At 57.2% G+C, this 22,387-nt stretch carries 34 protein-coding genes; 1 reads left to right on the forward strand and 33 read right to left on the reverse strand.

The genetic code is table 11. The features are described 5' to 3' along the window. The 16 genes from AC2FI8_RS18565 to AC2FI8_RS18640 all read right to left on the reverse strand — a co-directional run bounded on the left by AC2FI8_RS18565 (position 1) and on the right by AC2FI8_RS18640 (position 13,526). Positions 1–672 (reverse strand): HAD-IA family hydrolase, encoded by a 672-nt coding sequence (locus tag AC2FI8_RS18565; protein WP_496780527.1) that lies wholly within the window; start codon positions 670–672, stop codon positions 1–3. After that, positions 669–1,712: an RluA family pseudouridine synthase gene (locus AC2FI8_RS18570; protein WP_496780528.1), complete on the reverse strand. Its 1,044-nt coding sequence runs from the start codon at positions 1,710–1,712 to the stop codon at positions 669–671. Before AC2FI8_RS18570 ends, AC2FI8_RS18565 begins: the two co-directional genes overlap by 4 nt. 106 nt (positions 1,713–1,818) lie before the next feature. After that, positions 1,819–3,132, reverse strand: coding sequence for a replication-associated recombination protein A (locus AC2FI8_RS18575; protein ID WP_496770166.1), 1,314 nt, complete (start codon positions 3,130–3,132; stop codon positions 1,819–1,821). Positions 3,133–3,136: 4 nt separating this feature from the next. Further along, positions 3,137–4,525: a trypsin-like peptidase domain-containing protein gene (locus AC2FI8_RS18580; protein WP_496770194.1), complete on the reverse strand. Its 1,389-nt coding sequence runs from the start codon at positions 4,523–4,525 to the stop codon at positions 3,137–3,139. Positions 4,526–4,604: 79 nt separating this feature from the next. Then, the gene (locus AC2FI8_RS18585; protein WP_496780529.1) at positions 4,605–5,660 is read right to left on the reverse strand and encodes a TauD/TfdA family dioxygenase; all 1,056 of its coding nucleotides are present in this window, start codon (positions 5,658–5,660) and stop codon (positions 4,605–4,607) included. A 159-nt stretch (positions 5,661–5,819) separates the two neighbouring features. Further along, on the reverse strand, positions 5,820–6,242 hold the full coding sequence (gene rplQ / locus AC2FI8_RS18590) for a 50S ribosomal protein L17 (RefSeq protein ID WP_058272384.1): 423 nt from the start codon (positions 6,240–6,242) through the stop codon (positions 5,820–5,822). 119 nt (positions 6,243–6,361) lie between these two features. Continuing rightward, the gene (locus AC2FI8_RS18595; protein WP_113791474.1) at positions 6,362–7,378 is read right to left on the reverse strand and encodes a DNA-directed RNA polymerase subunit alpha; all 1,017 of its coding nucleotides are present in this window, start codon (positions 7,376–7,378) and stop codon (positions 6,362–6,364) included. A 114-nt stretch (positions 7,379–7,492) separates the two neighbouring features. After that, complete coding sequence (gene rpsK, locus AC2FI8_RS18600; RefSeq protein WP_037311698.1) at positions 7,493–7,882, reverse strand: 30S ribosomal protein S11; 390 nt, start codon at positions 7,880–7,882, stop codon at positions 7,493–7,495. A gap of 14 nt (positions 7,883–7,896) precedes the next feature. After that, positions 7,897–8,265 carry a 30S ribosomal protein S13 gene (gene rpsM, locus AC2FI8_RS18605; RefSeq protein ID WP_058272383.1) on the reverse strand — a complete coding sequence of 123 codons (369 nt, stop codon included), beginning with the start codon at positions 8,263–8,265 and terminating at the stop codon, positions 7,897–7,899. A gap of 201 nt (positions 8,266–8,466) precedes the next feature. Further along, positions 8,467–9,135, reverse strand: a complete 669-nt coding sequence (locus AC2FI8_RS18610) for an adenylate kinase (protein ID WP_496707471.1) — start codon at positions 9,133–9,135, stop codon at positions 8,467–8,469. Next, the gene (gene secY / locus AC2FI8_RS18615; RefSeq protein ID WP_058276180.1) at positions 9,132–10,496 is read right to left on the reverse strand and encodes a preprotein translocase subunit SecY; all 1,365 of its coding nucleotides are present in this window, start codon (positions 10,494–10,496) and stop codon (positions 9,132–9,134) included. The genes AC2FI8_RS18610 and secY overlap by 4 nt, the downstream gene beginning before the upstream one ends. Positions 10,497–10,605: 109 nt before the next feature. Next, positions 10,606–11,079, reverse strand: a complete 474-nt coding sequence (gene rplO, locus AC2FI8_RS18620) for a 50S ribosomal protein L15 (RefSeq protein WP_496770176.1) — start codon at positions 11,077–11,079, stop codon at positions 10,606–10,608. A 142-nt stretch (positions 11,080–11,221) separates the two neighbouring features. After that, complete coding sequence (locus AC2FI8_RS18625) at positions 11,222–12,061, reverse strand: hypothetical protein (RefSeq protein ID WP_496780530.1); 840 nt, start codon at positions 12,059–12,061, stop codon at positions 11,222–11,224. Positions 12,062–12,260: 199 nt separating this feature from the next. Further along, the gene (locus AC2FI8_RS18630) at positions 12,261–12,476 is read right to left on the reverse strand and encodes a DUF1127 domain-containing protein (RefSeq protein ID WP_496740787.1); all 216 of its coding nucleotides are present in this window, start codon (positions 12,474–12,476) and stop codon (positions 12,261–12,263) included. 213 nt (positions 12,477–12,689) lie between these two features. Further along, complete coding sequence (locus tag AC2FI8_RS18635) at positions 12,690–13,136, reverse strand: hypothetical protein (protein ID WP_496780531.1); 447 nt, start codon at positions 13,134–13,136, stop codon at positions 12,690–12,692. Positions 13,137–13,157: 21 nt separating this feature from the next. Further along, positions 13,158–13,526 carry an antibiotic biosynthesis monooxygenase family protein gene (locus AC2FI8_RS18640; protein WP_496780532.1) on the reverse strand — a complete coding sequence of 123 codons (369 nt, stop codon included), beginning with the start codon at positions 13,524–13,526 and terminating at the stop codon, positions 13,158–13,160. A 77-nt stretch (positions 13,527–13,603) separates the two neighbouring features. On the opposite strand from AC2FI8_RS18640, the gene AC2FI8_RS18645 reads away from it, so the two are divergent. After that, positions 13,604–14,035: a MarR family winged helix-turn-helix transcriptional regulator gene (locus tag AC2FI8_RS18645; RefSeq protein WP_496780533.1), complete on the forward strand. Its 432-nt coding sequence runs from the start codon at positions 13,604–13,606 to the stop codon at positions 14,033–14,035. Between the two features lie 101 nt (positions 14,036–14,136). On the opposite strand, the gene rpmD is transcribed toward AC2FI8_RS18645, so the two are convergent. The 17 genes from rpmD to rplV all read right to left on the reverse strand — a co-directional run bounded on the left by rpmD (position 14,137) and on the right by rplV (position 22,384). Next, positions 14,137–14,325, reverse strand: a complete 189-nt coding sequence (rpmD, locus tag AC2FI8_RS18650) for a 50S ribosomal protein L30 (RefSeq protein ID WP_008757946.1) — start codon at positions 14,323–14,325, stop codon at positions 14,137–14,139. Between the two features lie 12 nt (positions 14,326–14,337). After that, positions 14,338–14,907, reverse strand: coding sequence for a 30S ribosomal protein S5 (gene rpsE / locus AC2FI8_RS18655; RefSeq protein WP_058272455.1), 570 nt, complete (start codon positions 14,905–14,907; stop codon positions 14,338–14,340). A gap of 115 nt (positions 14,908–15,022) precedes the next feature. After that, positions 15,023–15,382 (reverse strand): 50S ribosomal protein L18, encoded by a 360-nt coding sequence (rplR, locus tag AC2FI8_RS18660; protein ID WP_010437103.1) that lies wholly within the window; start codon positions 15,380–15,382, stop codon positions 15,023–15,025. An 11-nt stretch (positions 15,383–15,393) separates the two neighbouring features. Beyond that, positions 15,394–15,927, reverse strand: a complete 534-nt coding sequence (gene rplF / locus AC2FI8_RS18665) for a 50S ribosomal protein L6 (protein WP_058272374.1) — start codon at positions 15,925–15,927, stop codon at positions 15,394–15,396. A gap of 12 nt (positions 15,928–15,939) precedes the next feature. After that, complete coding sequence (rpsH, locus tag AC2FI8_RS18670; protein WP_008757119.1) at positions 15,940–16,332, reverse strand: 30S ribosomal protein S8; 393 nt, start codon at positions 16,330–16,332, stop codon at positions 15,940–15,942. Positions 16,333–16,345: 13 nt separating this feature from the next. Continuing rightward, on the reverse strand, positions 16,346–16,651 hold the full coding sequence (gene rpsN / locus AC2FI8_RS18675; RefSeq protein ID WP_010437098.1) for a 30S ribosomal protein S14: 306 nt from the start codon (positions 16,649–16,651) through the stop codon (positions 16,346–16,348). A gap of 19 nt (positions 16,652–16,670) precedes the next feature. Beyond that, on the reverse strand, positions 16,671–17,231 hold the full coding sequence (gene rplE / locus AC2FI8_RS18680) for a 50S ribosomal protein L5 (protein ID WP_058272373.1): 561 nt from the start codon (positions 17,229–17,231) through the stop codon (positions 16,671–16,673). Further along, positions 17,224–17,535, reverse strand: a complete 312-nt coding sequence (gene rplX, locus AC2FI8_RS18685; protein WP_170440482.1) for a 50S ribosomal protein L24 — start codon at positions 17,533–17,535, stop codon at positions 17,224–17,226. The genes rplE and rplX overlap by 8 nt, the downstream gene beginning before the upstream one ends. Positions 17,536–17,537: 2 nt before the next feature. Next, a complete protein-coding gene (gene rplN, locus AC2FI8_RS18690) occupies positions 17,538–17,906 on the reverse strand; it encodes a 50S ribosomal protein L14 (RefSeq protein ID WP_008757934.1) in 369 nt (122 codons plus the stop codon). 76 nt (positions 17,907–17,982) lie between these two features. Next, complete coding sequence (gene rpsQ / locus AC2FI8_RS18695) at positions 17,983–18,213, reverse strand: 30S ribosomal protein S17 (RefSeq protein WP_058272371.1); 231 nt, start codon at positions 18,211–18,213, stop codon at positions 17,983–17,985. A 4-nt stretch (positions 18,214–18,217) separates the two neighbouring features. Then, positions 18,218–18,424 (reverse strand): 50S ribosomal protein L29, encoded by a 207-nt coding sequence (gene rpmC / locus AC2FI8_RS18700; protein ID WP_037311745.1) that lies wholly within the window; start codon positions 18,422–18,424, stop codon positions 18,218–18,220. A 598-nt stretch (positions 18,425–19,022) separates the two neighbouring features. Further along, positions 19,023–19,229 (reverse strand): cold-shock protein, encoded by a 207-nt coding sequence (locus AC2FI8_RS18705; protein ID WP_010437077.1) that lies wholly within the window; start codon positions 19,227–19,229, stop codon positions 19,023–19,025. Between the two features lie 256 nt (positions 19,230–19,485). Further along, positions 19,486–20,106, reverse strand: a complete 621-nt coding sequence (locus AC2FI8_RS18710; RefSeq protein WP_496780538.1) for a 2OG-Fe(II) oxygenase family protein — start codon at positions 20,104–20,106, stop codon at positions 19,486–19,488. Positions 20,107–20,155: 49 nt separating this feature from the next. After that, positions 20,156–20,704, reverse strand: coding sequence for an amino acid synthesis family protein (locus AC2FI8_RS18715; RefSeq protein ID WP_496780534.1), 549 nt, complete (start codon positions 20,702–20,704; stop codon positions 20,156–20,158). Positions 20,705–20,867: 163 nt separating this feature from the next. Further along, positions 20,868–21,281 (reverse strand): 50S ribosomal protein L16, encoded by a 414-nt coding sequence (gene rplP / locus AC2FI8_RS18720; RefSeq protein ID WP_058272368.1) that lies wholly within the window; start codon positions 21,279–21,281, stop codon positions 20,868–20,870. 12 nt (positions 21,282–21,293) lie between these two features. Then, positions 21,294–22,004 (reverse strand): 30S ribosomal protein S3, encoded by a 711-nt coding sequence (rpsC, locus tag AC2FI8_RS18725; RefSeq protein WP_058272367.1) that lies wholly within the window; start codon positions 22,002–22,004, stop codon positions 21,294–21,296. Further along, positions 22,004–22,384 (reverse strand): 50S ribosomal protein L22, encoded by a 381-nt coding sequence (gene rplV, locus AC2FI8_RS18730; protein WP_039538267.1) that lies wholly within the window; start codon positions 22,382–22,384, stop codon positions 22,004–22,006. Before rplV ends, rpsC begins: the two co-directional genes overlap by 1 nt. Positions 22,385–22,387 lie beyond the last annotated feature (3 nt).

The following is a 22,387-nucleotide window of genomic DNA, read 5'->3' on the forward strand; positions in this document are numbered from 1 at the left end:
TCAGGTCCAGATATTATCCAGCGCACGGGGCAACTGGTCAAAATTTTCAATTATACAGGCCGCGCCGTTCAGGGCTGATCGGTCATGATATCCCCAGGATACGCCGATGCCTGTTACTCCGGCAGCCCGCGCCATATCCATGTCGAACCGGGTATCGCCAATCATCACCGTATCCGCCGCATCAACGCCTGTTTCAGAACGGGCCATGTCGATCATCGACGGATGCGGTTTCGAGGGGTGATGGTCCGCAACCTGCCGGGTCACGAAATAGCGCTCCAGGTCATGTGCTTCGATCAAGGCATCCAGACCGCGTTGGGATTTTCCGGTGGCCACACCTAGCAGCACCTCGGGGATGTCATGCAGGGTTTCGATTGCGTCCCGCGCACCGGGATAGAGCGGTGAGCTTGCAGCCCCCTGCTCCAAACGATTTGCGTGATAGGCTTGTTTGTAGCCCTCAACAAGGTTGTGTTGAACCGTTTCGCTCTGCTCGGGCGCGAGCCGGGCCATGGCATTGGGCAAGGACAGACCGACGATGGACAAAATCGCCTTGCGGTCAGGGACCGTCAAGGACAGGGCCCCAAAACTGGCGGTCATCGCCGCGACAATGCTGCCCTGGCTGTCAACAAGGGTTCCGTCCACATCAAAAAGCACCAAACGCAAGGGTGCGCTCATTGCAGTTCCTCGAACGGATCTTCCGCGGCCAGATCTTCGGTCCAGCCGAACGTGTCCCAGCTGTGTTTCATATGCTCAGGCAGCGGAGCTTTGACGGTTATGGTCTTGCGCGTGACCGGATGCTGGAATGAGGCTTGCCGCGCGTGTAGGTGCAGCTTCTTGCTGATGACCCCGCCCAGTTGCGCGCCCCAACCGTCCCCCAGATTTTCCTGCCCCGAGCCACCGTATTTGCCATCGCCAACGATTGGGTGACCGATCGCCGCCATGTGCACCCTCAGCTGGTGCGTACGTCCGGTGATCGGCTCCATCGCCACCCACGAGGCGCGCCCGGCCACGCGATACAGCGTTGCATACAGCGTATGCGCCCGTTTCGCACCCGGCGTGTCGTTGATTTCATTCAGATGTACGGCGATCATCTTCTCGCCCTCACCCTGTTTACCGTGACCGGATGCCTTGACCAACCCGGTCTTGATCTCGCCCAGATACGGGGTCGGCACGCCAGCAACCAGCGCCCAATAGATCTTGCGTGTATCGCGATGCCGGAAGGCGGCCGTCAGCCCCTTGGCGGCCTCGCGGGTGCGGGCCATCAGCAATACACCCGATGTGTCCTTGTCCAAGCGGTGCACGAGGCGCGGATTTTCGTCATACCCAAAGCGCAAAGCCTCGGACAGGCCGTCCACGTGGCGGGTTTGGCCACTGCCGCCCTGCACCGAAAGACCTTGTGGCTTGTTCAGGGCCAGAACATGATCGTCGCGATAGATCACGCAAGACTGGATCATCTTGGCGTCGGCATCCGAGATGCCTCGTTTGACTGCAACCGGCTTGTGATCAGCATCCGGCAAGGGTGGCACGCGCACGACCTGCCCGACCTCAAGCCGGGTCGAGGCTTTGACCCGCCCGCCTTCCACGCGCACCTCACCTTTGCGGCACATCTTTTCGATGCGGCCCTGGCTGACGTGCGGGAACAGGCGGCGCAGCCACCGATCCAGCCGCTGGTCGCCGTCACCCTCTGCCACGGTGATCAATTGTACGCCACTCATACCGATATCCCCTTCACGCGGCGGTTCCGCGCGGATTGCGTGCCCTCAGGTGCCTTAGAAAACATGCGCGTCTGTGGCGTGCCGCACGGCAAGAGTCAAGCCAGCGCTAGGATCTGTTCCGCTGCGACCGAAGCTTGGCAAAGTAGTCCAGCCGCTTTTTTAGTTCCCGCTCAAAACCACGTTCCACAGGTTGATACAGCTCGGGCCGTTCCATTCCATCGGGAAAATAGTTCTGACCCGAAAACCCATCCTCTGCATCATGATCATAGGCATAGCCCGCGCCATAACCCTGATCTTTCATCATCGACGTCGGCGCGTTCAGGATATGCTTTGGTGGCGGTTCGCTGCCCGATTGCTTAGCCAGCCTCATGGCGGCTTTGTAGCCCACATAAGCGCCGTTCGATTTAGGAGCCAAAGCCAGATAGACCAGCGCCTGCGCGATGGCCAGCTCACCTTCGGGGCTGCCCAGGCGTTCGTAGGTTTCCCACGCGTGCAAGCAGATCGACTGCGCCTGCGGATCGGCGAGACCGATGTCTTCGACCGCCATCCGCGTGATCCGCCGTGCAAGATATCGTGGATCTTCTCCACCTGTCAGCATCCGCGCAAACCAGTAAAGCGCCGCATCCGGGTCAGATCCGCGTACGGACTTATGCAGGGCCGAGATCAGATTATAATGCTCGTCCCCCGACTTGTCGTATTTGGCCGCACGGCGCATCAGCCGCGTGGACAGCGCGTCGAGGTCCAGAGGTGGATCCACTGCCCAAGCCGCCACCTGTTCGATCAGGTTCAACAGCGCGCGACCGTCACCATCCGCCATCTCTTGCAAACCTTCTCGAGCCGCGCCTGTCAGTGGCAGGGCGCGGTCGAGTTCCATCTCTGCGCGCTGGGTCAGACGTTCCAGATCCGCAAGGCTAAGCCGCTCAAGGACAAGAACCTGTGCTCGACTAAGCACAGCGGCGTTCAGTTCAAAGGACGGGTTCTCGGTCGTGGCCCCGACCAGAAGGATAGTCCCATCCTCCATATGCGGCAGGAACCCGTCCTGTTGCGCTTTGTTGAAGCGGTGAATCTCGTCGACAAACAGCAACGTGCCCTGCCCGTTCTGCCGACGGATCTTTGCCGCCTCAAACACTTTCTTCAGGTCCGGCACACCGGTGAAAATCGCGCTGATCTGAACGAAATGCAGGTCGGTTTCCTGCGCCAGCAAACGTGCAATGGTGGTTTTACCAACGCCCGGCGGGCCCCAGAAAACCAAACTGGACAGGCTACCCGAGGCTAACATGACCCCCAGCGGGGCGTCCGGGCCCAGTACCTGCTGCTGTCCGATGACCTCGGCCAACGACTGCGGGCGCAGTCGGTCCGCTAAAGGGCGGTGCGGGTTTGGCGCGGGCGCGGTCGCCCCGGAATCGAACAGATCGCTCATTGAGTTACAGCCGGAACCGCAAAGATACGGCCTGTCCACCCCGCAGAACATCCAAATTCAATCTGCGCCCCGGATCGGTCATCGCATCCACCACGTCTTTAGGATGTTGGACTTCCGTTCCGTTGATACTTAGGACCACGTCACCAGCGCGCAATCCGGATCGTCCACCGTACCGGTCTGCGTCCACAATCACCACGCCAGTTTGCGACAGCAAAAGCCCCATCTGGGTAATGATCGCAGGGTTGATGCGCGACACCTTCAGGCCCGGCATCACGGTGCTATCGTTCAGAACGGTTTCATCAGCCGGTGGAGTTTCCGGGACCTTGATCAGGGCAACCTCGATATCCGCACTGTCGTGACCCCGCAGCCGGGTCAGCACCGAAGTGCCACCGACGCCGGCGACGGACATGCGGAACTTCATCTCGGCTGGGGAATTCACCTCATCCCCATCCACATGGGTCACCACATCCCCCACGCGCAGCCCTGCCTCACCCAGTGGACTCAGGGCGTGCAGGTCCGAGATCACAACACCCATAGGGAATACCAACCCCAGAGATTCGGCGATATCCGCACTCATGTGCTGACCAGCGACCCCGGCCCACGGACTGACAAAGCTGTCGTTCCCGGCCTTGGCCTGGCGCAAAAATTCGGCCACCAGATTTGCCGGGATCGCAAACCCGATACCGTTGGAGCCGCCTGATCGCGTCAGGATCGAGGTGTTAATCCCGATCAGATCGCCATTCACGTCGATCAGCGCCCCGCCGGAATTGCCAGGATTGATCGCGGCGTCGGTCTGAATGAAGTACCCACGTGCATTACCCGTTGCCGTCCCAGTCCGCGCCAGACCTGAGATGATCCCGGAAGACACGGTTTGGCCGACACCAAACGGGTTGCCAATCGCCAGTGTCAGTTCTCCCACCTCGACATGGTCGGAATCGCGAAAGTTCAGATGCGGCAGGTCTTTGGCCTCTTCCAACCGCAGTATCGCAATGTCGCTTTCCTTGTCCCCCAACACCACTTGTGCCGAATACTCACGCCGATCGGTTGTCACGACGCGGATTTCGGTGGCAGTTCCAACAACGTGGTAGTTCGACACCACATAGCCGTCCGCAGACAGAATGACGCCAGAGCCCAGCGAGTTCTGAACCCTTGGGCGCGGTTCGGCAAATCCCCTGCCAAAGAACTCCTCAAAAAACGGGTCCGAGAAAAACGGATTGGCCCGGCCCTGCCTTACGATCTTGGCATAGATATTGACGACTGCGGGTGAGGCCTGTTTCACCACCGGCGCGAAACCAAGGCTGATTTCGGCCTGCGATGTTGGCACCTTTGTTTCAGCATTTGCTGACACTGCAAGCGTCGCCAGCATCAGAGAACAGAGAACTTTCCGCATGATCCATCCGTCGGTTAATCGCCTATCGGATATGCGTCTACATGGGCCGTAATGCAAGCATCCGTTCAGCGCGTTGGAGGCGTCAATCCAACGGAGCGTGCAGCCGCGTGCCTTCCGTGATGATCCCGCCACGCTGGCCCACCTCAATCGTGCCATAACGTTGCCTGAAAACTTGGGGCAATTCGCGGTCTCCTTTCGGCGACAGCCAAAGCCTCAGCAAATGGCGTCGCTCTGCCGGGTCAGGCCAGTCCACGAACCCGGTCCGGTCGTGCAGTTGCGAATGGTTGTACACGAACTGCATGTCACCCGGTTGCAGCCGCATGGAAAGACAGAGGTCGGGATCATTCGCCAGCGCATCAAACCGATCCAGCGCCTCAATGTGATCCGGTGTCAGCCGCATCGCTTCAGGAAATCGTTGCGCACTGTCGATATACTGCCTTTGGTAGAACACCGTCAGCTTACCATCGTGCCAGGAGAACGGCGGGATCGACATAAAAGGTTCCATACCGTTTGGTACTTCCCCGCGCCGGTCGGTCGCTATGGGGTCAAACAACAATTCCACCATTTCCGGGCATTCTGACCGCATCCTATTATAGATCATCTCGGCACTGACCAGCAGCGAGTCTCCGCCCTCTTTAGCCTCGCGCAGGCACAGCAGGCCGACGATATCGGCGCTGTCGGTGTGAAATGTCTGGCGCTCATGCGTTTGATAGATCCGTGTATTAGGATCGTTCGCATCTGCACCGATGTCGCGCACATGCCCCAGAATGTGCCCCTGCGCGTTCTGCGACCGGGCCGAGCCCAGATGAGCACCGACGCCGCAGAAAATCGTGGCTGCGACCTGTTGCGTATAGTTCTGCACCGGAAGGCCACGGATCACTTCGAAACCAATCCCGTTGATCAGTTTTTCTCGCAGGCTTGCCAGATGCCGGTCAAACCGTTTTAGAGGGAAAGCGGGTTTTGTGATCTCACCGATATCTCTTTCGAGGCTCAGATAGTGACGGGCAGCTTGCTCAAGATCCTCGACGTCGTCCGCCGTCAGATCAATGATCCATTCACTCCGACGCGTACGCATGTCCTGACCGGTCCAGACAGATGGTCCCGTGAGTTCGTTCGGTAATTTAGTTGGGATTGCCATAATCCGTCCTCCACGCTCATCGAGCAGCATGATCCGTGAGGTTCGGGGATTCATCAACGGATATCGCCGAAAATGCTCTAACCGCGACACCAAGGGACCAAAAAGAAAAAACCCCCGCGTCCGAAACGCGGGGGTTTGAATTCAGAAAGCCGGGCTTTCTTATTCTTCGTCTGCGGCCTCTTCGGCGGCAACGCGGGCTTTGTCAGCCGCGCCCTTGGCGTCCAGATCACGGTCAACGAATTCGATGATCGCCATCGGTGCCATGTCGCCATAGCGGAAGCCAGCTTTCAGGATGCGAACGTATCCGCCCTGACGTTCGGCGTAGCGGGGGCCTAGGATTTCGAACAGCTTTGCGACGTCTTTGTCTTCTTTCAGCTGCGATGCGGCCTGACGGCGGGCGTGCAGATCGCCGCGCTTGCCCAGAGTGACCAGCTTTTCGATGATCGGGCGCAGTTCTTTTGCCTTGGGCAGAGTTGTTTTGATCTGCTCATGTTCGATGAGCGAGCCAGCCATGTTTGCAAACAGAGCCTTACGGTGCTCATGAGTACGGTTAAGGCGGCGGTAACCACGTGCGTGACGCATTTTCTAGTTCCTTCTTCAGCGTTTTGCTTTGTCTGGCCGGCGATGCGTGTCACCGGCTCTCCTTGGGGCGGAAGTGCCCGTATTGTCCCCGGAAAGCCCGGGCATTGGGGAAGACGCGCTTAGAACGCGTCTTCGAATTTCTTCGCCAGATCTTCGATGTTGTCGGGCGGCCAGTCCTCGACATCCATGCCGAGGTGCAGACCCATGCCGGACAGCACTTCCTTGATCTCGTTCAGCGACTTGCGGCCGAAGTTCGGGGTGCGCAGCATCTCGGCTTCGGTCTTCTGGATCAGATCGCCGATGTAAACGATGTTGTCGTTCTTCAGGCAGTTTGCCGAACGCACCGACAGTTCCAGCTCGTCTACTTTCTTCAGCAGCAGCGGGTTGAACTCCAGACCATCGTCTTCGTCCTGACGACCAGCCGCTTCGGGCTCGTCGAAGTTGACGAAGATCGACAGCTGATCCTGCAGAATACGGGCGGCAAAGGCCAGCGCGTCTTCCGGGGTGATCGAACCATCAGTTTCGATCTTCAGGGTCAGTTTGTCATAGTCCAGAACCTGACCTTCACGAGTTGGCTGAACGTCGTAGGCAACCTTTTTGACCGGCGAATAGATCGCGTCAATCGGGATCAGACCGATAGGCGCATCTTCCGGCTTGTTCTTCTCAGCCGAAACATAGCCCTTACCGGTGTTGACGGTCAGTTCCATGAACAGGTCGGCGCCATCGTCCAAGTGACAGATGACGTGATCGCGGTTCAGAACCTCGATACCGGCGCTTTCGCTGATGTCACCTGCGGTAACAACGGCGGGACCTTTGGCATTGATCGACAGGCGCTTGGGGCCTTCGACTTCCATCCGCAGGGCAACCTGCTTGAGGTTCAGGATGATGTCAGTGACGTCTTCACGAACGCCAGCGACGCTCGAGAATTCGTGCAATACGTTGTCGATCTGGACGCTGGTGATGGCCGCACCTTGAAGCGAGCTCATCAGGACGCGCCGCAGCGCGTTGCCCAGGGTCAGACCAAAGCCACGCTCCAGCGGTTCAGCAACCAGGGTTGCCTGACGCGCAGGGTCGTTGCCCGGCTTGCCTTCCAGCTGTGTCGGCTTGATCAATTCAGCCCAATTCTTATGGATCATGTAATCCCTCCATTCCTGTCCGCGCCCCATGACCAACAAGGTGCAGACGCCCGAGGTTCAAAATGACGTGCTGGGGCCGTGCGAAAACACAGCCCCAGCTCAATTCAAAATCGCTTAGACGCGGCGGCGCTTCGGCGGGCGGCAACCGTTGTGAGCAATCGGTGTCACGTCACGGATCGACGTGATGTTGAAGCCCACAGCAGCCAGCGCGCGCAGAGCCGATTCACGACCCGAACCGGGGCCCTGAACTTCGACTTCCAGCGTCTTGACACCGTGATCCTGCGCCTTCTTGCCTGCATCTTCTGCAGCCATCTGAGCGGCGTAGGGTGTCGATTTACGCGACCCTTTGAAACCCATGGTTCCTGCCGAAGACCATGCAATGGCGTTGCCTTGCACGTCCGAGATCAGGATCTTGGTGTTGTTGAAGGTCGAATTCACATGGGCGACGCCCGATGCGATATTCTTGCGCTCTTTTTTCTTGGTACGAGTCTTTTCGCGTGCCATCAGTCAGACCCTCCTTATTTCTTCTTACCGGCAATGGCCTTTGCGGGGCCTTTGCGGGTACGAGCATTGGTATGGGTACGCTGACCGCGAACGGGCAGGTTACGACGGTGACGCAGACCGCGGTAGCAGCCCAGGTCCATCAGGCGCTTGACGTTCATCTGAACTTCGCGGCGCAGGTCACCTTCAACGGTGAAGTTTGCGTCGATATGCTCGCGGATGGCCAGAACTTCGGCGTCGGACAGTTCATTGACGCGACGGGTCGCGTCGATGCCTACGGCTTCGCAGATCGCTTTGGCCGAAGTGTTTCCGATACCGGTGATATATGTGAGGGCGATAGGTACCCGCTTTGCAGTCGGGATGTTTACGCCGGCAATACGTGCCACGTGTCACTTTCCTTTTTTGTTGCGGTTCCGTAGCTCCGGAACCTTTTTTCACAACACTCGATCTTGGCAGTGACGCCAGAGGATCCAGTATTATTCGAGGTGGTCGGGGCATCCGGAACGAATCCCGCATGCGGTCGTGATTCCCGTTAGGGATGGGGGTCGATATGGGCTTTTCCCGCTCAGGTCAAGGGCAGAAATGGATCAGCCGTTTCCGACGTCGACGCCACCATCCAAAACCTGCGAAATCTCGTTTTGAACGGCGTCAATTTCACCCAGGCCGTCAACCCAGGACAGGTTGCCCTTGGCATAGTAATAGCCGATCAGCATCGAGGTCTTTTTGTAGTACTCCATCAGACGGGTCTTGAGGCTCTCCTCATTATCATCTGCGCGGCGTTTGAAGTCGTTTTCCTTGCCGCAGTTGGTGCATTTTCCGTCCGCCGGGATCGGCTTGGTAACGTCATTGTAGACCTCGCCGCAGCCACCACAGGTCGAGCGTGCGGTGATCCGTTCGACCAGCGCGTCGTCGTTGACTTCCATCGCGATGACCGCGTCCAGCGTTTCGCCGGTGCTGTTCAGCAGATCTCCCAACGCGTCAGCCTGCGCCAGCGTGCGCGGGAAACCGTCGAAGATGAAACCGCCCTTGGCACCCTGTTCCAGCTTTTCACGGATCAGGCCGATGACGATCTCGTCGGTTACCAGCTCACCCTTGGCCATCACCTCGGCCACGCGGTTGCCCATTTCGGTCCCGCTGTCCTTGGCTTCTCGTAGCATGTCACCGGTGCTCAGTTGCACCATGCCGCGCGTTTCAACCAGGTGACGCGCTTGCGTTCCTTTGCCCGCACCCGGCGGGCCCAACAAAATGATGTTCATCGACGAGCGGGTCCCTTCCTGCCGCGTTTCTTGCTTTTACCGCGCAGCTGGGACTTTTCGATAAGCCCTTCGTATTGATGCGCCAGCAAATGGCTCTGGACTTGCTGGATCGTGTCCATGGTCACAGAGACGATAATCAGAACCGAGGTGCCGCCGAAGTAGAACGGGATGGCGAATTGGTTCCGCAGAATTTCAGGCAGCAAACATACCAGCGCCAGATAGGCCGAACCCAGAACCAGCACGCGGTTGACCACGTATTCCAGATACTCGGCGGTTTTCTTGCCGGGGCGAATGCCAGGCACAAAACCATTCTGCTTTTTCAGGTTGTCCGCAACATCATCCGGTTTGAACGAGACGTTGAACGTGTAGAAATAGGCGAAGAATACGATCATCGACGCGAAGAACAGCAGATACAGCGGCTGACCGGGGCCAAAGTTGGCCAGCAGCCAAGACATGACCGGCCCGTTTGTGGCACCCGACGAGAAGGTCGAGATCGTCACCGGCAGCAACAGCAACGAGCTGGCAAAGATCGCCGGGATAACACCCGCCGGGTTCACCTTGACTGGCAGGTGGCTGGAGCCGCCCTCGTATACCTTCATGCCGGCCTGGCGGCGCGGGTATTGAATGTGGATCTTGCGCAGCGCGCGCTCCATGAACACCACGAAGGTGATGACCACGATAACCATGACAATCACACCGATGATCACGGCGGGGCTGATTGCACCCGAGCGACCCGACGCAAAGAACTGCGCCAGAGCGGCCGGAACCTCGGCAATAATGCCGACGAAGATGATCAGAGAGATACCGTTGCCGATGCCGCGCGCGGTGATCTGTTCACCCAGCCACATCAGGAACATCGTACCGCCAACCAGAGTGATCATGGTCGACATGCGGAAGAAAAGCCCAGGGTCGGTGGCCAGATCGCCCGATTCCAGCGAAACCGCCAGACCATAGGCCTGAACAGTGGCCAAGGCCACGGTGCCGAAACGGGTGTACTGGTTGATTTTCTTGCGCCCCTGCTCGCCCTCTTTCTTGAGCTGTTCGAGCGCGGGAACCATGGATGTCAGCAGTTGCACGATGATCGAGGCTGAAATGTAAGGCATGATGCCGAGGGCAAAGATACCCATCCGCCCCAGCGCCCCGCCGGTGAACATCGAAACCATGCCGCCGATGCCCTGCCCCGCTTGTTCCATGAACTCGCGCAGTGCTTGTCCGTCGATCCCCGGCACCGGAATGAAGGTGCCCAGACGATAGACGATCAGCAATGCAAGCGTGAACAGGATGCGGTTGCGCAGATCGGTGGCTTTACCAAGGGCAGACCAGCTTGTGTTGGCTGCCATTTGTTCTGCTGCTGATACCATAAATCGGTCTCTCTTATGAAAACACCGCCCGGAACCGTTTTCCGGCTCGGGCGGCGTCTTGGAAAACTCTGAGGTCTATGTAAGCGGGTCTTCGCCCGCTCACAAGCGCTTACTCTGCCGCAGCAGCTTTTGTGACCGTAAGTGAGCCGCCCGCTTTCTCAACTGCTTCAACAGCAGCTTTCGAAGCACCGGTGACTTCCAGGTTCACTTTCGCGCTGATTTCGCCCTTTGCCAGAACGCGGATACCGTCCAGTTTGCGACGGACCAGACCGGATGCAACCAGTGCATCTTCGGTGATCGCAGCTTTGGCGTCCAGCTTGCCGGCGTCGACGAATTTCTGGATCAGGCCCAGGTTGATAACGGCGAATGCCTTGCGGTTCGGCTTGTTGAAGCCGCGCTTGGGCAGACGCTGATACAAAGGCATCTGGCCGCCTTCGTAACCGTTGATGGCCACACCCGAACGGGATTTCTGGCCTTTGATACCACGGCCACCCATTTTACCTTTGCCGGAACCCGGACCACGGCCAACGCGAGTGCGTTTCGGTGTGGCGCCAGGATTGTCGCGCAGTTCGTGCAGTTTCATTTCGCTTCTCCTTAGCCGGAAATGACCCGCGAAGCGTGATGGGTCAGACACGGCATTTCTTGGTTTTGATTCGTATGGCGCAAAGCCACCGCAGGCGTATAGGACTGTTGGGACAAGTTGGCAAGCCCACAGCCCCTAGACGTCATTCGTCAGACACGTCGACAAGGTCGTTTGTCGCGGCTTTTGTCTGCAGGGGCGCTGCGTGCGGGTCGATCCCATGCTTTTCGACCAACCGGCCAACCATACTTTCCGGATGCGGGATTCCATTGAACCTATTGCGTATGAACGAACGCATGCGCCGTCCGTAGAAATGGATCGACATGGTGTTCTCAGTAAGGAACCGCTCGGCATTTCCGTTGGGCCGCATCATTGCCCGCCGATCCTTGTATGTTACAGGGTACAAAACGTCCTGGGGTTGGGAAAATCGAGCCTCATTATTGTCCCGCAAAAGCCAGGTCAGGGCGCGTGGGCCCCAAATGCCCCACGGCATATCGCTTGCGTGCGGCGTTTCACCAGCCAAGGCCATGTCAATAAGCGGCCGCCGTTGCTTGGGCGACAGCCAATGCGGAATGCGACAAGGGTGATTGGTGTAATCGATCAAATCATACAGCGTTGCGCTGTCCGCAGGCAAAGCCAACACCCCACCGTTGATTTCGTGCGCGGCTAGCCAACCATGCAAATGACCGTTTTCAGTTGTAAAGGGTTTGACGCAATACGCGTCGGTATCGGCCCAGATTATGTCCGGCACTTTCGCCAGCATCTGCACGCGAAACTTGTCGGAATGCAGCGCGGGACTGCCCGTGCGCTTGTGTAGGATCACCTCATCATCCGCCAGTACCTCCCGCGCGTCACGCACTTCGACACCCTCGGGGATGTTTGTGACCGGCCCGTAAGTATAGAGGCGAACATGTTGACCGACATCCAGGAATGATTTGATGCACAACTGCTCGAGAAAGCTGAGAGGGCCTTCAATCCAAAGCATGCCAACCTGATACTCTTTCACCGGATCCGACCCTTCATGTTGTTCTTGGTTGCGGCTCCGACAGGCGCCCAACTGCGTGTTTGGCCCATTTCCCGCAGGGTCGCAACGGTTGGAGCTAATTTCCTGTCGACTGTGCCAAGAGCACCCCGGAATCAAAAGAGACGCCCGCGGGCGTCTCTTGGTCAGGTTGTCGGGAAGATCACGAACAATAAACGTGGTCCCGAGCGATGTCCTTTATATCGCAGCGGCGGACTCCGATGTCGTCCAGTTCACGATCTGTCAGACTCTGCAATTCAGAATAAGTCTGATCATACTGAACACGCAGGGCATTTGCCTCTTTAACGCGCTGGAAAAAGTTCGCGATGCGGGCGCTCAGGCCAAAGCCGTCGCGGGAATATGTAGCTGTGTGAGCCATGGTGTATTTCCTTTCTCTGCCCGGGGCGAATTCCCCGGATACTGTTTGCGTTCCTTGTTTGGACAGGCCTGAGATAGGTCCAGGCGATATCGCTAACAACCGAAGTTTCGGTCTAGCCGTTATGCATCTATTGAATAGCTGAGCAGCAGGGATCGATGCTGTGAGACCGATAGCATGCGATGAAACGGCGGCTACGGTCAAAGCTTGGTCCAGCTACTTTCCCGCACGTCTTCTGCGGGCAGTCATCGCCCGGCCGTCGCGTATACTCAACCCCATCAGCGTCAGGTTGGTTGCCCCCGCGAGCAACTCAACGACCTGCACAGAGTAAAAACTGGCATCGAAGTCCCCTGCGTTTGCTTTTGAGCTGAGATAGATTGCGGCGGGAATAAGGATCAACAGGCCGTTCATCGCGATGATCGGCATTCGCTTCTTCTTGGCAAGCGCCCGCGCGTCCTTGCGTCGACGCCCAAGGGACATGCCGGATGCACCCACGATCACCATCGCGGGCACAAGGATAAACAGCCCACTGACGATCATGGACTTTACGGCCGCGACAGTCGCATGGGTCGCAAATAATTCGCTGTACAAAGTGGATGTCCAGAACATGAATATTGTCAGGAATCCTATTATACCGGCGATGGGGTGAATTGATTTTATCATGTGCCTACTCCGCTTTTGGCATCAGGCGACGCAGTGGTCTTCGACTGTGAGTTTTCTTAGAAGATGTGGACGTGCCACGGCGCTTTCGGGATAGTCTGCAATTCGACGCTGGAACTCTGGGTGGGTGAAGGCGTCGCGAAAGCTTTTGACGTCCTGCCAGATCGCATAATTCACGAAGGTCGAGCTGCCAGCGATCCCCTGATGAAGCTGGGTCGAGATGTATCCCGGCTGGAACTTCATGAAGTCCGCATCGTGTGCCCAAGCCTTCAACAGCGCCTCTTTGTCTTTCGCGTCCACCGTAAAAACGTTGATCAGCACCACGGGGCCTTCCTCGGCCTGCATCTGATCAGCCAGTGTGACGACCTTATCCATCTCTTCGATATGAGCCATTTCGATTCCTTTTCATTCTCTTGTATAGCTTGCTATATATTATTGCATAGCTTGCTATTCAAGTGTAAATCTCAAGCATGGATTTCGAAAAAGAGAACTCGGCCGGATATCTGGTCAATCACATGGCGCGATTGTTCGCGAAAGAGCTGCAACACCACATTGCGCCTTTGGGCATCGTTGTTGGACAGTTCCCAGTCTTACTGGAGCTTTGGCTCAAAGACGGGGTCACCCAAAAGGATCTGCTGGCCAAGATTGACGTCGAACAGGCGACCCTGGCCAACACGCTCAACCGTATGGAGCGCGACGGCTTGATCAAAAGAACGAAAAACCCCGCTGACGCCAGGGCTCAGTTGATCTGGTTAACCGAAATGGCCGTCGCGCTTAGAAACAGCGCCTATGAGTCGGCCCAGAACGTGAATTCCCAAGCCTTGCAAGTTCTGACTGAGCCTGAGCGGGCGCAGTTCATGGATTATATGCGGCGGGTAATAAGCGGAATACGTACAAGTTGAACTAAAACCACATCGGGTGAGGCGACAGTCAACACTGCCCTTAGACAAAAAAACGCCCCCGAACTGATCGGAGGCGTTTCTAGCTCTTAGAAGCAAGGCGCTTAGCCGCGCTCTTCGATGATCTCAACCAGATGCGGGATCTTGTTGACCATGCCGCGCACCGAGGGGGTATCCTCAAGCTCGCGGGTTTTGTGCATCTTGTTCAGGCCCAGGCCGATCAGAGTTGCGCGCTGTTCAGCGGGGCGACGGATCGGGGAACCGATTTGCTTGACGACGATGGTTTTTGCCATGGGTCGCTCTCCTTATGCTTCTGCTTCAGCAGCAGCTGGTGCTTCGTCCCGCTTGGGCAGGATGTCAGCAACCTTTTTGCCACGACGCTGGGCAACCGAACGCGGGCTCTGCTCTTTCTGCAGGCCGTTGATGGTGGCGCGGATCATGTTGTACGGGTTCTGCGAGCCCAACGACTTGGACACAACGTCCTTTACGCCCAGCATTTCGAACACGGCACGCATCGGACCACCGGCGATGATACCAGTACCTTCAGGTGCGCTGCGCATAACCACTTTACCGGCGCCATGACGGCCTTCGATGTCGTGATGCAGGGTACGACCTTCGCGCAGTTGCACGCGGATCATCTGACGCTTGGCTTGTTCAGTCGCTTTGCGGATGGCTTCAGGTACTTCTTTCGCTTTACCTTTGCCAAAGCCGACGCGGCCTTTCTGATCGCCCACGACCACCAGAGCGGCGAAGCCAAAGCGCTTACCACCTTTTACGGTTTTCGATACGCGGTTGATCGCAACCAGACGATCTGCGAATTCCGGAGTTTCGTCGCGGTCACGTCCACGGCCCCGGCGGTTATCACGTTCTGCCATTTTGGCATCCCTTTTTTTTGGTGACGCTTGCGGCGTCGTTTGTTCAATCCAAGTGGGCCTCGGCATTGCCAATGCCCCCGGATCATCGGGGCGGATCGAAACCCGCCCGCAAGTCTTAGATCTTCAGACCACCTTCACGCGCAGCGTCGGCGACAGCCTTCACTTTGCCGTGGAACAGGAAGCCACCACGATCGAAATAGGCCTCTTCGACGCCTGCCTTCTTGGCACGCTCGGCGATGGCCGCGCCCACTTTGGTGGCCGCTTCGACGTTGTTCTTGCCAACAACACCCAGATCTTTTTCTAGGGTCGAGGCCGAGGCCAGGGTCACGCCACGTACGTCGTCGATCAGCTGAACAGAGATGTTCTTGTTCGAACGGTGTACGGACAAACGCGGACGACCCGCGTTGACCTTGCGAAGTTTGTTCCGAACGCGCAGGCGGCGCTTCAGAAACAGGGTTCTTTTGCTGTTTGCCATTGTTTGCGTCCTTACTTCTTCTTGCCTTCTTTGCGGAAGATGAACTCGCCCTTATAGCGGATGCCTTTGCCCTTATAGGGCTCGGGACGGCGCCATTCGCGGATTTTCGCCGCGACTTCGCCCACCTGCTGCTGGTCGTTACCTTCCACAATGATCACGGTCTGCTTCGGCGCGGTGATGGTGACACCTTCCGGAGCGACGAAATCAACGTCATGGCTGTAGCCCAGGTTCAGCTTCAGGGTGTTGCCCTGCATCTGAGCCCGGTAACCAACACCCTGGATCTCCAGCTCTTTCTTGAAGCCTTCGGTCACACCGGTCACCAAGTTTGCGACCATTGTGCGGCTCATGCCCCACTGCTGGCGCGCGCGCTTGGACATACCGCGAGGGTTGATCTGAACCACGTTATCTTCGACCGACAGCGTAACGTCGTCGGTCGCAGTGAAGCTGCGGGCGCCTTTCGGGCCTTTGACTTCGATGGTCTGGCCGGAAACCGAGGCAGTTACGCCGCTGGGCAATTCGACCGGACGTTTACCAATACGAGACATTGACAGACCTCCTTAGAAGACGGTGCAGAGCACTTCGCCACCAACATTGTTGGAGCGTGCGTTCTGGTCCGACATCACACCTTTCGGAGTGCTGACAATCGACACACCCAGACCCTGACGGACCTGCGGGATGTCATTGACGCCCATGTATACGCGACGACCGGGCTTCGAGACCCGCTTCAGTTCGCGAATGACAGGGGTGCCTTCGTAGTATTTCAGGCTGATTTCGATGGCCGGATGACCGTTTTCACCGGTCGTCGCTTCGTAGCCACGGATGTAACCTTCGTCCGCCAGCACGTCCAGAACCCAACCGCGCAGCTTGGAAGCCGGGGTGGAAACGGTGGACTTGCCACGCATTTGCGCGTTGCGGATACGGGTGAGCATATCGCCGATAGGATCGTTCATATCATTCTCTCCCTTACCAGCTCGATTTCACCATGCCGGGGATCTGACCAGCAGAACCCAGCTCGCGCAGCGCGATACGGCTGACCTTCAGCTTACGGTAGTAAGCGTGGGGACGACCGGTCAGCTGACAGCGGTTGTGCAGACGAGTAGCCGAGCTGTTGCGCGGCAGTTTCGCCAGTTTCAGACGCGCTTTGAAGCGCTCTTCCATCGGCTTGCTCTCGTCATTCGCGATTTCTTTCAGCTCGGCACGCTTTGCGGCATATTTGGCCACCAGGCGTTCGCGCTTCTTCTCGCGTTCGATCATTGCTTTTTTAGCCATGTCTCAATCCTCCCGGCGCTTACGCGTTGAACGGCATGTTGAAAGCTTTCAACAGTGCCTTTGCTTCAGCGTCGGTTTTCGCTGTGGTGGCAATTACGATGTCCATGCCCCAGACTTCGTCAACTTTGTCGAAGTCGATTTCCGGGAACACGATGTGCTCTTTCATGCCCATGGCAAAGTTGCCCTGACCATCGAAAGACGGCTTCACGCCGCGGAAGTCACGGATCCGTGGCATCGCGATGGTGATCAGACGATCCAGGAATTCGTACATCCGGTCACCGCGAAGGGTCACTTTCGCGCCCAGCGGCATGTCTTCACGGACGCGGAAGCCAGCGATCGACTTCTTCGCCTTGGTCGAAACAGCCTGTTGACCAGCAATCGCAGTCAGATCCTCGACAGCAGCTTTTGCTTTCTTCGAATCTTTGACCGCTTCGGCACCACAACCGATGTTCAGAACGATTTTGTCCAGCTTGGGCAGCTGCATGTCGTTCTTGTAGCCGAACTCTTCTTTCAGAGCGGCACGGATGGTTTCAGCGTACTGAGCTTTCAGACGCGGGGTGTAGGTTGCGTTATCAAGCATCGATCACGTCCCCCGTGGTCTTGGCGAAGCGCACTTTCTTGTCACCTTCCATGCGGAAGCCAACGCGGGTTGCTTTACCGTTTTTGTCCAACAGAGCCAGGTTCGACAGCTCAATCGGGTTTGCCTGAGGCAGGCGACCACCCTGGCTGTTCTGGGTCTGGCGGGTGTGACGGATGGCGATGTTGATGCCATCGACAACAGCTTTACCGGCTTTAGGGTCAACCGAGGTGATAGTACCCTCTTTGCCCTTGTCCTTGCCGGCTAGCACGACGACCTTGTCGCCTTTGCGGAGTTTAGCAGCCATGATTACAGCACCTCCGGAGCCAGCGAGATGATTTTCATGAAGTTCTTGCCACGCAGTTCACGAACAACGGGGCCAAAGATACGGGTACCTACCGGCTCGTTGTTGTTGTTCAGGATGACGGCGGCGTTGCGATCGAAACGGATCGCGGTACCGTCTTCGCGACGGACTTCTTTGGCGGTGCGTACGACGACGGCCTTACGGACGTCACCTTTCTTTACGCGGCCGCGCGGGATGGCTTCCTTCACCGAGACGACAATGATGTCGCCGACGGAGGCGTATTTACGCTTGGAACCACCCAGGACCTTGATGCACTGAACTCGGCGTGCGCCGGAGTTGTCAGCGACATCCAGATTGGTCTGCATCTGGATCATGTGGTTTCTCCCGACCTGTGGGGGCTGGTCTGGTTAGATCCCCCAGGGTTTCGACAAATGGAAAAATCCTGAAAGCTTACGCTTCCAGAACTTCCCAACGTTTCGTCTTCGATTTCGGCGCGCATTCGATGATGCGAACAGAGTCACCGACCTTGAAGGCGTTCTTTTCATCGTGAGCCCGGTATTTCTTGGACTTACGGATGGTTTTCTTCAGAACCGGATGCGTAAAGCGGCGCTCGACGGACACGGTTACGGTTTGTGCGTTGGCATCGCTGGTTACGGTGCCGGACAGGATACGCTTGGGCATAGGATTACTCCTCCGATGCCGCAGCAGCGGCCTTTTCGTTCAGGATGGTTTTGACGCGGGCAGCGTTGCGGCGGGCCGCTTTGATGCCGGCGGTGCTTTCCAGCTGACCGGTTGCCTGTTGAAAGCGCAGGTTAAAGCTTTCTTTCTTCAGGTTGGCCAGTTCCTCGCGGAGCTGGTCCGGGGTCTTGTCACGCAGTTCTTGGGCGTTCATCGCCTTTTTCCTTTGCTCAAAACACCAGAAGGCCCCGTATCAGGGTCACCTTTGACCTGGTGGATGAATGATAGACATACGAATCCCCCGACTCGGCCGGGGGAACGCAAGATGCCGCTCTATAGGGGGTTCAGCAGTGGGTGGCAAGGGAAAGTTTGGCGCACGGGAATGCAAGCAAACTAGCCAAGTAAAAACTATATCTGTTTGCAGGCTTCCAAAGCTTGAAGCAGGACATAAAACGTAGCGCTGATCGTCACCGCAGAAACGACCATTTCAACCGGGGTGATGTTTCGTATTCCGCGTAATCCTATGATCGCCAGAATGCTCTCCCTCACGTTCCAACCCGTTCGGTATAGTATCAGCAGAAACAGCACCAAAACGCCCCCCCAAAATACTGGAGTAGCAGTTTCCATGGCCTGCCTGAGGCACGGGTTTATACCACTTGTTGTCAAAGCTCACACCGATCACTACCTTCGCAGCGATCTTCATCAGTGCGTCCATGTGCAGTCAATCGCAATTTCAGCACTACCTTCCACAAACGCAAAACGCGGCCTCGTTTGCACAAGACCGCGTCTGCAACTGTCTAAGTCTGAGTGACTTACGCCAGAGCGATGTTCACAGCCGACTCACGACCGTCACGGCCGGGTTCGATGTCGAATGTTACTTTCTGGTCGTCGGCCAGGCCGGTCAGACCCGAGCGCTCGACAGCAGAGATGTGTACAAACACGTCTTTGCCACCGGTCTCCGGTGCGATGAAGCCAAAACCTTTAGTTGTGTTGAACCATTTTACGGTGCCATTGGCCATATCCGTAGTCTCCTATTAAATTGCTGTCCGCGGAATTGCGACAGCGCGGCGTTGTAGGTCTGGATCGAGAGACTGAACGCCGAAAATTCGGGAGACAGTGGTCGAAAAAGAAAAACGTAAGCGTGCCTCACATGGTTCATGACGGCACATTTTGCAAGGTTTTTCGACAACTCGAAGTGAAAAGTGATTGGCGGGGAACCGCTCATTCGTCTCGCAATCGCTACGCTGGTACAATTGCCGTGTTGTGACCCGCGGCTCACTCCCACTTGTAGTTGAAGCTCACACTGATCCGCTCATCCTCGGCCATATTCATCGGCACCTCATGGCGAAGCCAGCTTTCCCACAGCAGGACATCTCCCACCTGCGGCTTCATATAGATGAACGGCTGCAAATCCCGCCGCCCGCCCTTTAGCCGCGTCGGTGCCGCCATCATGCGGGCCGAGCGGGGGTCTTCCAGTTTCAGTGCGCTCGCCCCTTCGGGCATAGCAACATATGTCGTGCCGGAAATCACGCTGTGCGGGTGCAGATGGCTGGAGTGCATTCCACCTTCGGGCAGGATGTTGATCCACAAGTCTTCGAGCTTCAATTCACCCTCGCCCAGATCGAACTCCAGATCCTTGGCAAAGGCTGCCACATGCTGATCCAACGCTTTGACCAGATCGGCAAAGATCGGGAAACGCCAGGGCAGATCGGTCAGCGAGGCATAGCTGGTGTAGCCGGGATAGCCGTTTTCTTCGCACCATTCCTGCCCGGCCTCATCATCCTCGGCGATGACAAGACAGGAGTTTTCCATTTCCACGGGATCGATCTTGGGATCGAATTCGGAAAGTGCTGCGCGATAAAGACGAGTAACGAAGAGTGATTCAATCTGTGCCATGGGCCGGGCATAGCCCAAGCCCTGACCCAAGACCAGCCCCAGCCAGCCTTCAGTTTTTGACCGGTCCCGCACCGCAGCGCGGGTTCGGGCGTCCGCCATCTGCGTAGGCCAGACACATGACGATCTCGTCCGGTTTCGGCGCATCCGGAATATTCAAAGTCATGGTATCGAAATGGTCAAAGGACCACGGGTTGTCCTTGTGCCCAAGCGGCAGATCGATTGAGCATCCAGGTGCCCCGAGTTTGGCATTAGACGGAATGACAGTTTCGCCCCCACCCGCCGTAGCACGCATAGGAGCGCCAAGTTTCGGGTGGATCAGTGCGCCGCCTTGTTCGAGATCCCCATTCGCGCCAACTATCGCTGCTTTACCGTACGAAATCGGAGAACCGTCGAGTTGAGAAACAGCCTCGGCCGCGAGGTCTGCGCCGAGCGCACCACCTATTTCAAACAGCTCGGACAGGTCTTCCGAAAATTTACCGGCGAGTGGGTTCTGTATGACTGCCAAAGCTGCAACCCGGCAGACCGGAGCACATAGTTGCCCCAATTGATCGGTGGTTATGACCTCTTTGATGAATACCTTCTTGCGCAGCTGAAACATATGACCCTCCCATTCACAATTGTCAGCCTATGGGGGCCATGGACAATCGTCGACTTCTTTCACGAAACGATGGGATGGATCACAATAGGCTGACGAAAAAGAAAACCCCCGCCGGTGTCCCGACGGGGGTTAATCTTGTTACGAAGGGCTTTCGCCCAATCGCTTACCAGTCTTCGCGGATCACTACGCGGGTCTTGATCGGCAGCTTCATCGCGGCCAGGCGCAGGGCCTCACGGGCGATGTCGTCATTGACGCCGTCGATCTCGAACATCACGCGGCCAGGCTTGACTTTGCATGCCCAGCGGTCGACCGAACCTTTACCTTTACCCATACGAACTTCGATCGGCTTTGCAGTGACCGGAGTGTCGGGGAAGATGCGGATCCAGACACGGCCCTGACGCTTCATGTGACGCGTCATGGCACGACGTGCAGCTTCGATCTGGCGTGCAGTTACACGCTCAGGCTCAAGAGCTTTCAGACCATAGGTGCCAAAGTTCAGATCAGAGCCGCCCTTGGCTTCACCCTTGATCCGGCCTTTGTGCATCTTGCGGAATTTAGTACGCTTTGGTTGAAGCATATCTTTCCCTCCTTAGCGACGACCGCCACCAGCACCACGAGGTGCAGGGCCGTCCTGGAGTTCCTGTGCTTTACGGTCACGTGCCTGCGGATCGTGCTCCATGATCTCACCTTTGAAGATCCAGACCTTGATCCCGATGATCCCGTAGGGGGTCATCGCTTCGGCTTGTGCGTAATCGATGTCGGCGCGCAGTGTGTGCAGAGGCACACGGCCTTCGCGGTACCACTCAGTCCGTGCGATTTCGGCGCCGCCCAGACGGCCAGCGACGTTCACCCGGATACCCAGAGAGCCCATGCGCATGGCGTTCTGAACAGACCGTTTCATCGCGCGACGGAACGAAACCCGGCGCTCCAGCTGCTGAGCGATGGACTCGGCAACCAGCTGCGCGTCAAGCTCGGGCTTGCGCACTTCGACGATGTTCAGGTGCAGTTCGCTGTCAGTCATGTGAGCAAGTTTTTTGCGCAGAACTTCAATGTCTGCACCTTTCTTGCCGATGATGACACCGGGACGCGCGGTGTGGATCGTAACGCGGCACTTCTTGTGCGGACGTTCGATGATCACACGGGCAATACCGGCCTGCTTGCACTCTTTGTTGATGAACTCACGGATCTTGAGGTCTTCCAGCAGAAGATCACCGTAGTCCTTGGTGTCGGCGTACCAGCGGCTGTCCCAGGTGCGGTTCACCTGCAGGCGCATGCCGATCGGATTTACTTTATGACCCATTAGGCTTGCTCCTCAACTTGACGCACCTTGATGGTGATCTCCGAGAACGGCTTCATAATCTTGCCGAACCGACCACGGGCACGCGGGCGACCGCGCTTCATGACCAGGTTCTTGCCAACCCATGCTTCGGCGACGATCAGCTCGTCAACGTCCAGGTTGTGGTTGTTCTCGGCGTTGGCGATTGCGGACTGCAGGCACTTCTTGACGTCCTGCGCGACACGCTTGTTCGAGAAAGTCAGATCGGTCAGAGCCTTCTCAACTTTCTTGCCGCGGATCATTTGCGCAACCAGGTTCAGTTTCTGCGGGCTAGTGCGAAGCATGCGCGTTTTCGCCATTGCTTCGTTTTCAGCCACGCGGCGGGGGTTCTTTTCCTTGCCCATGAC

Source organism: Ruegeria sp. CDSB029, assembly GCF_059611125.1.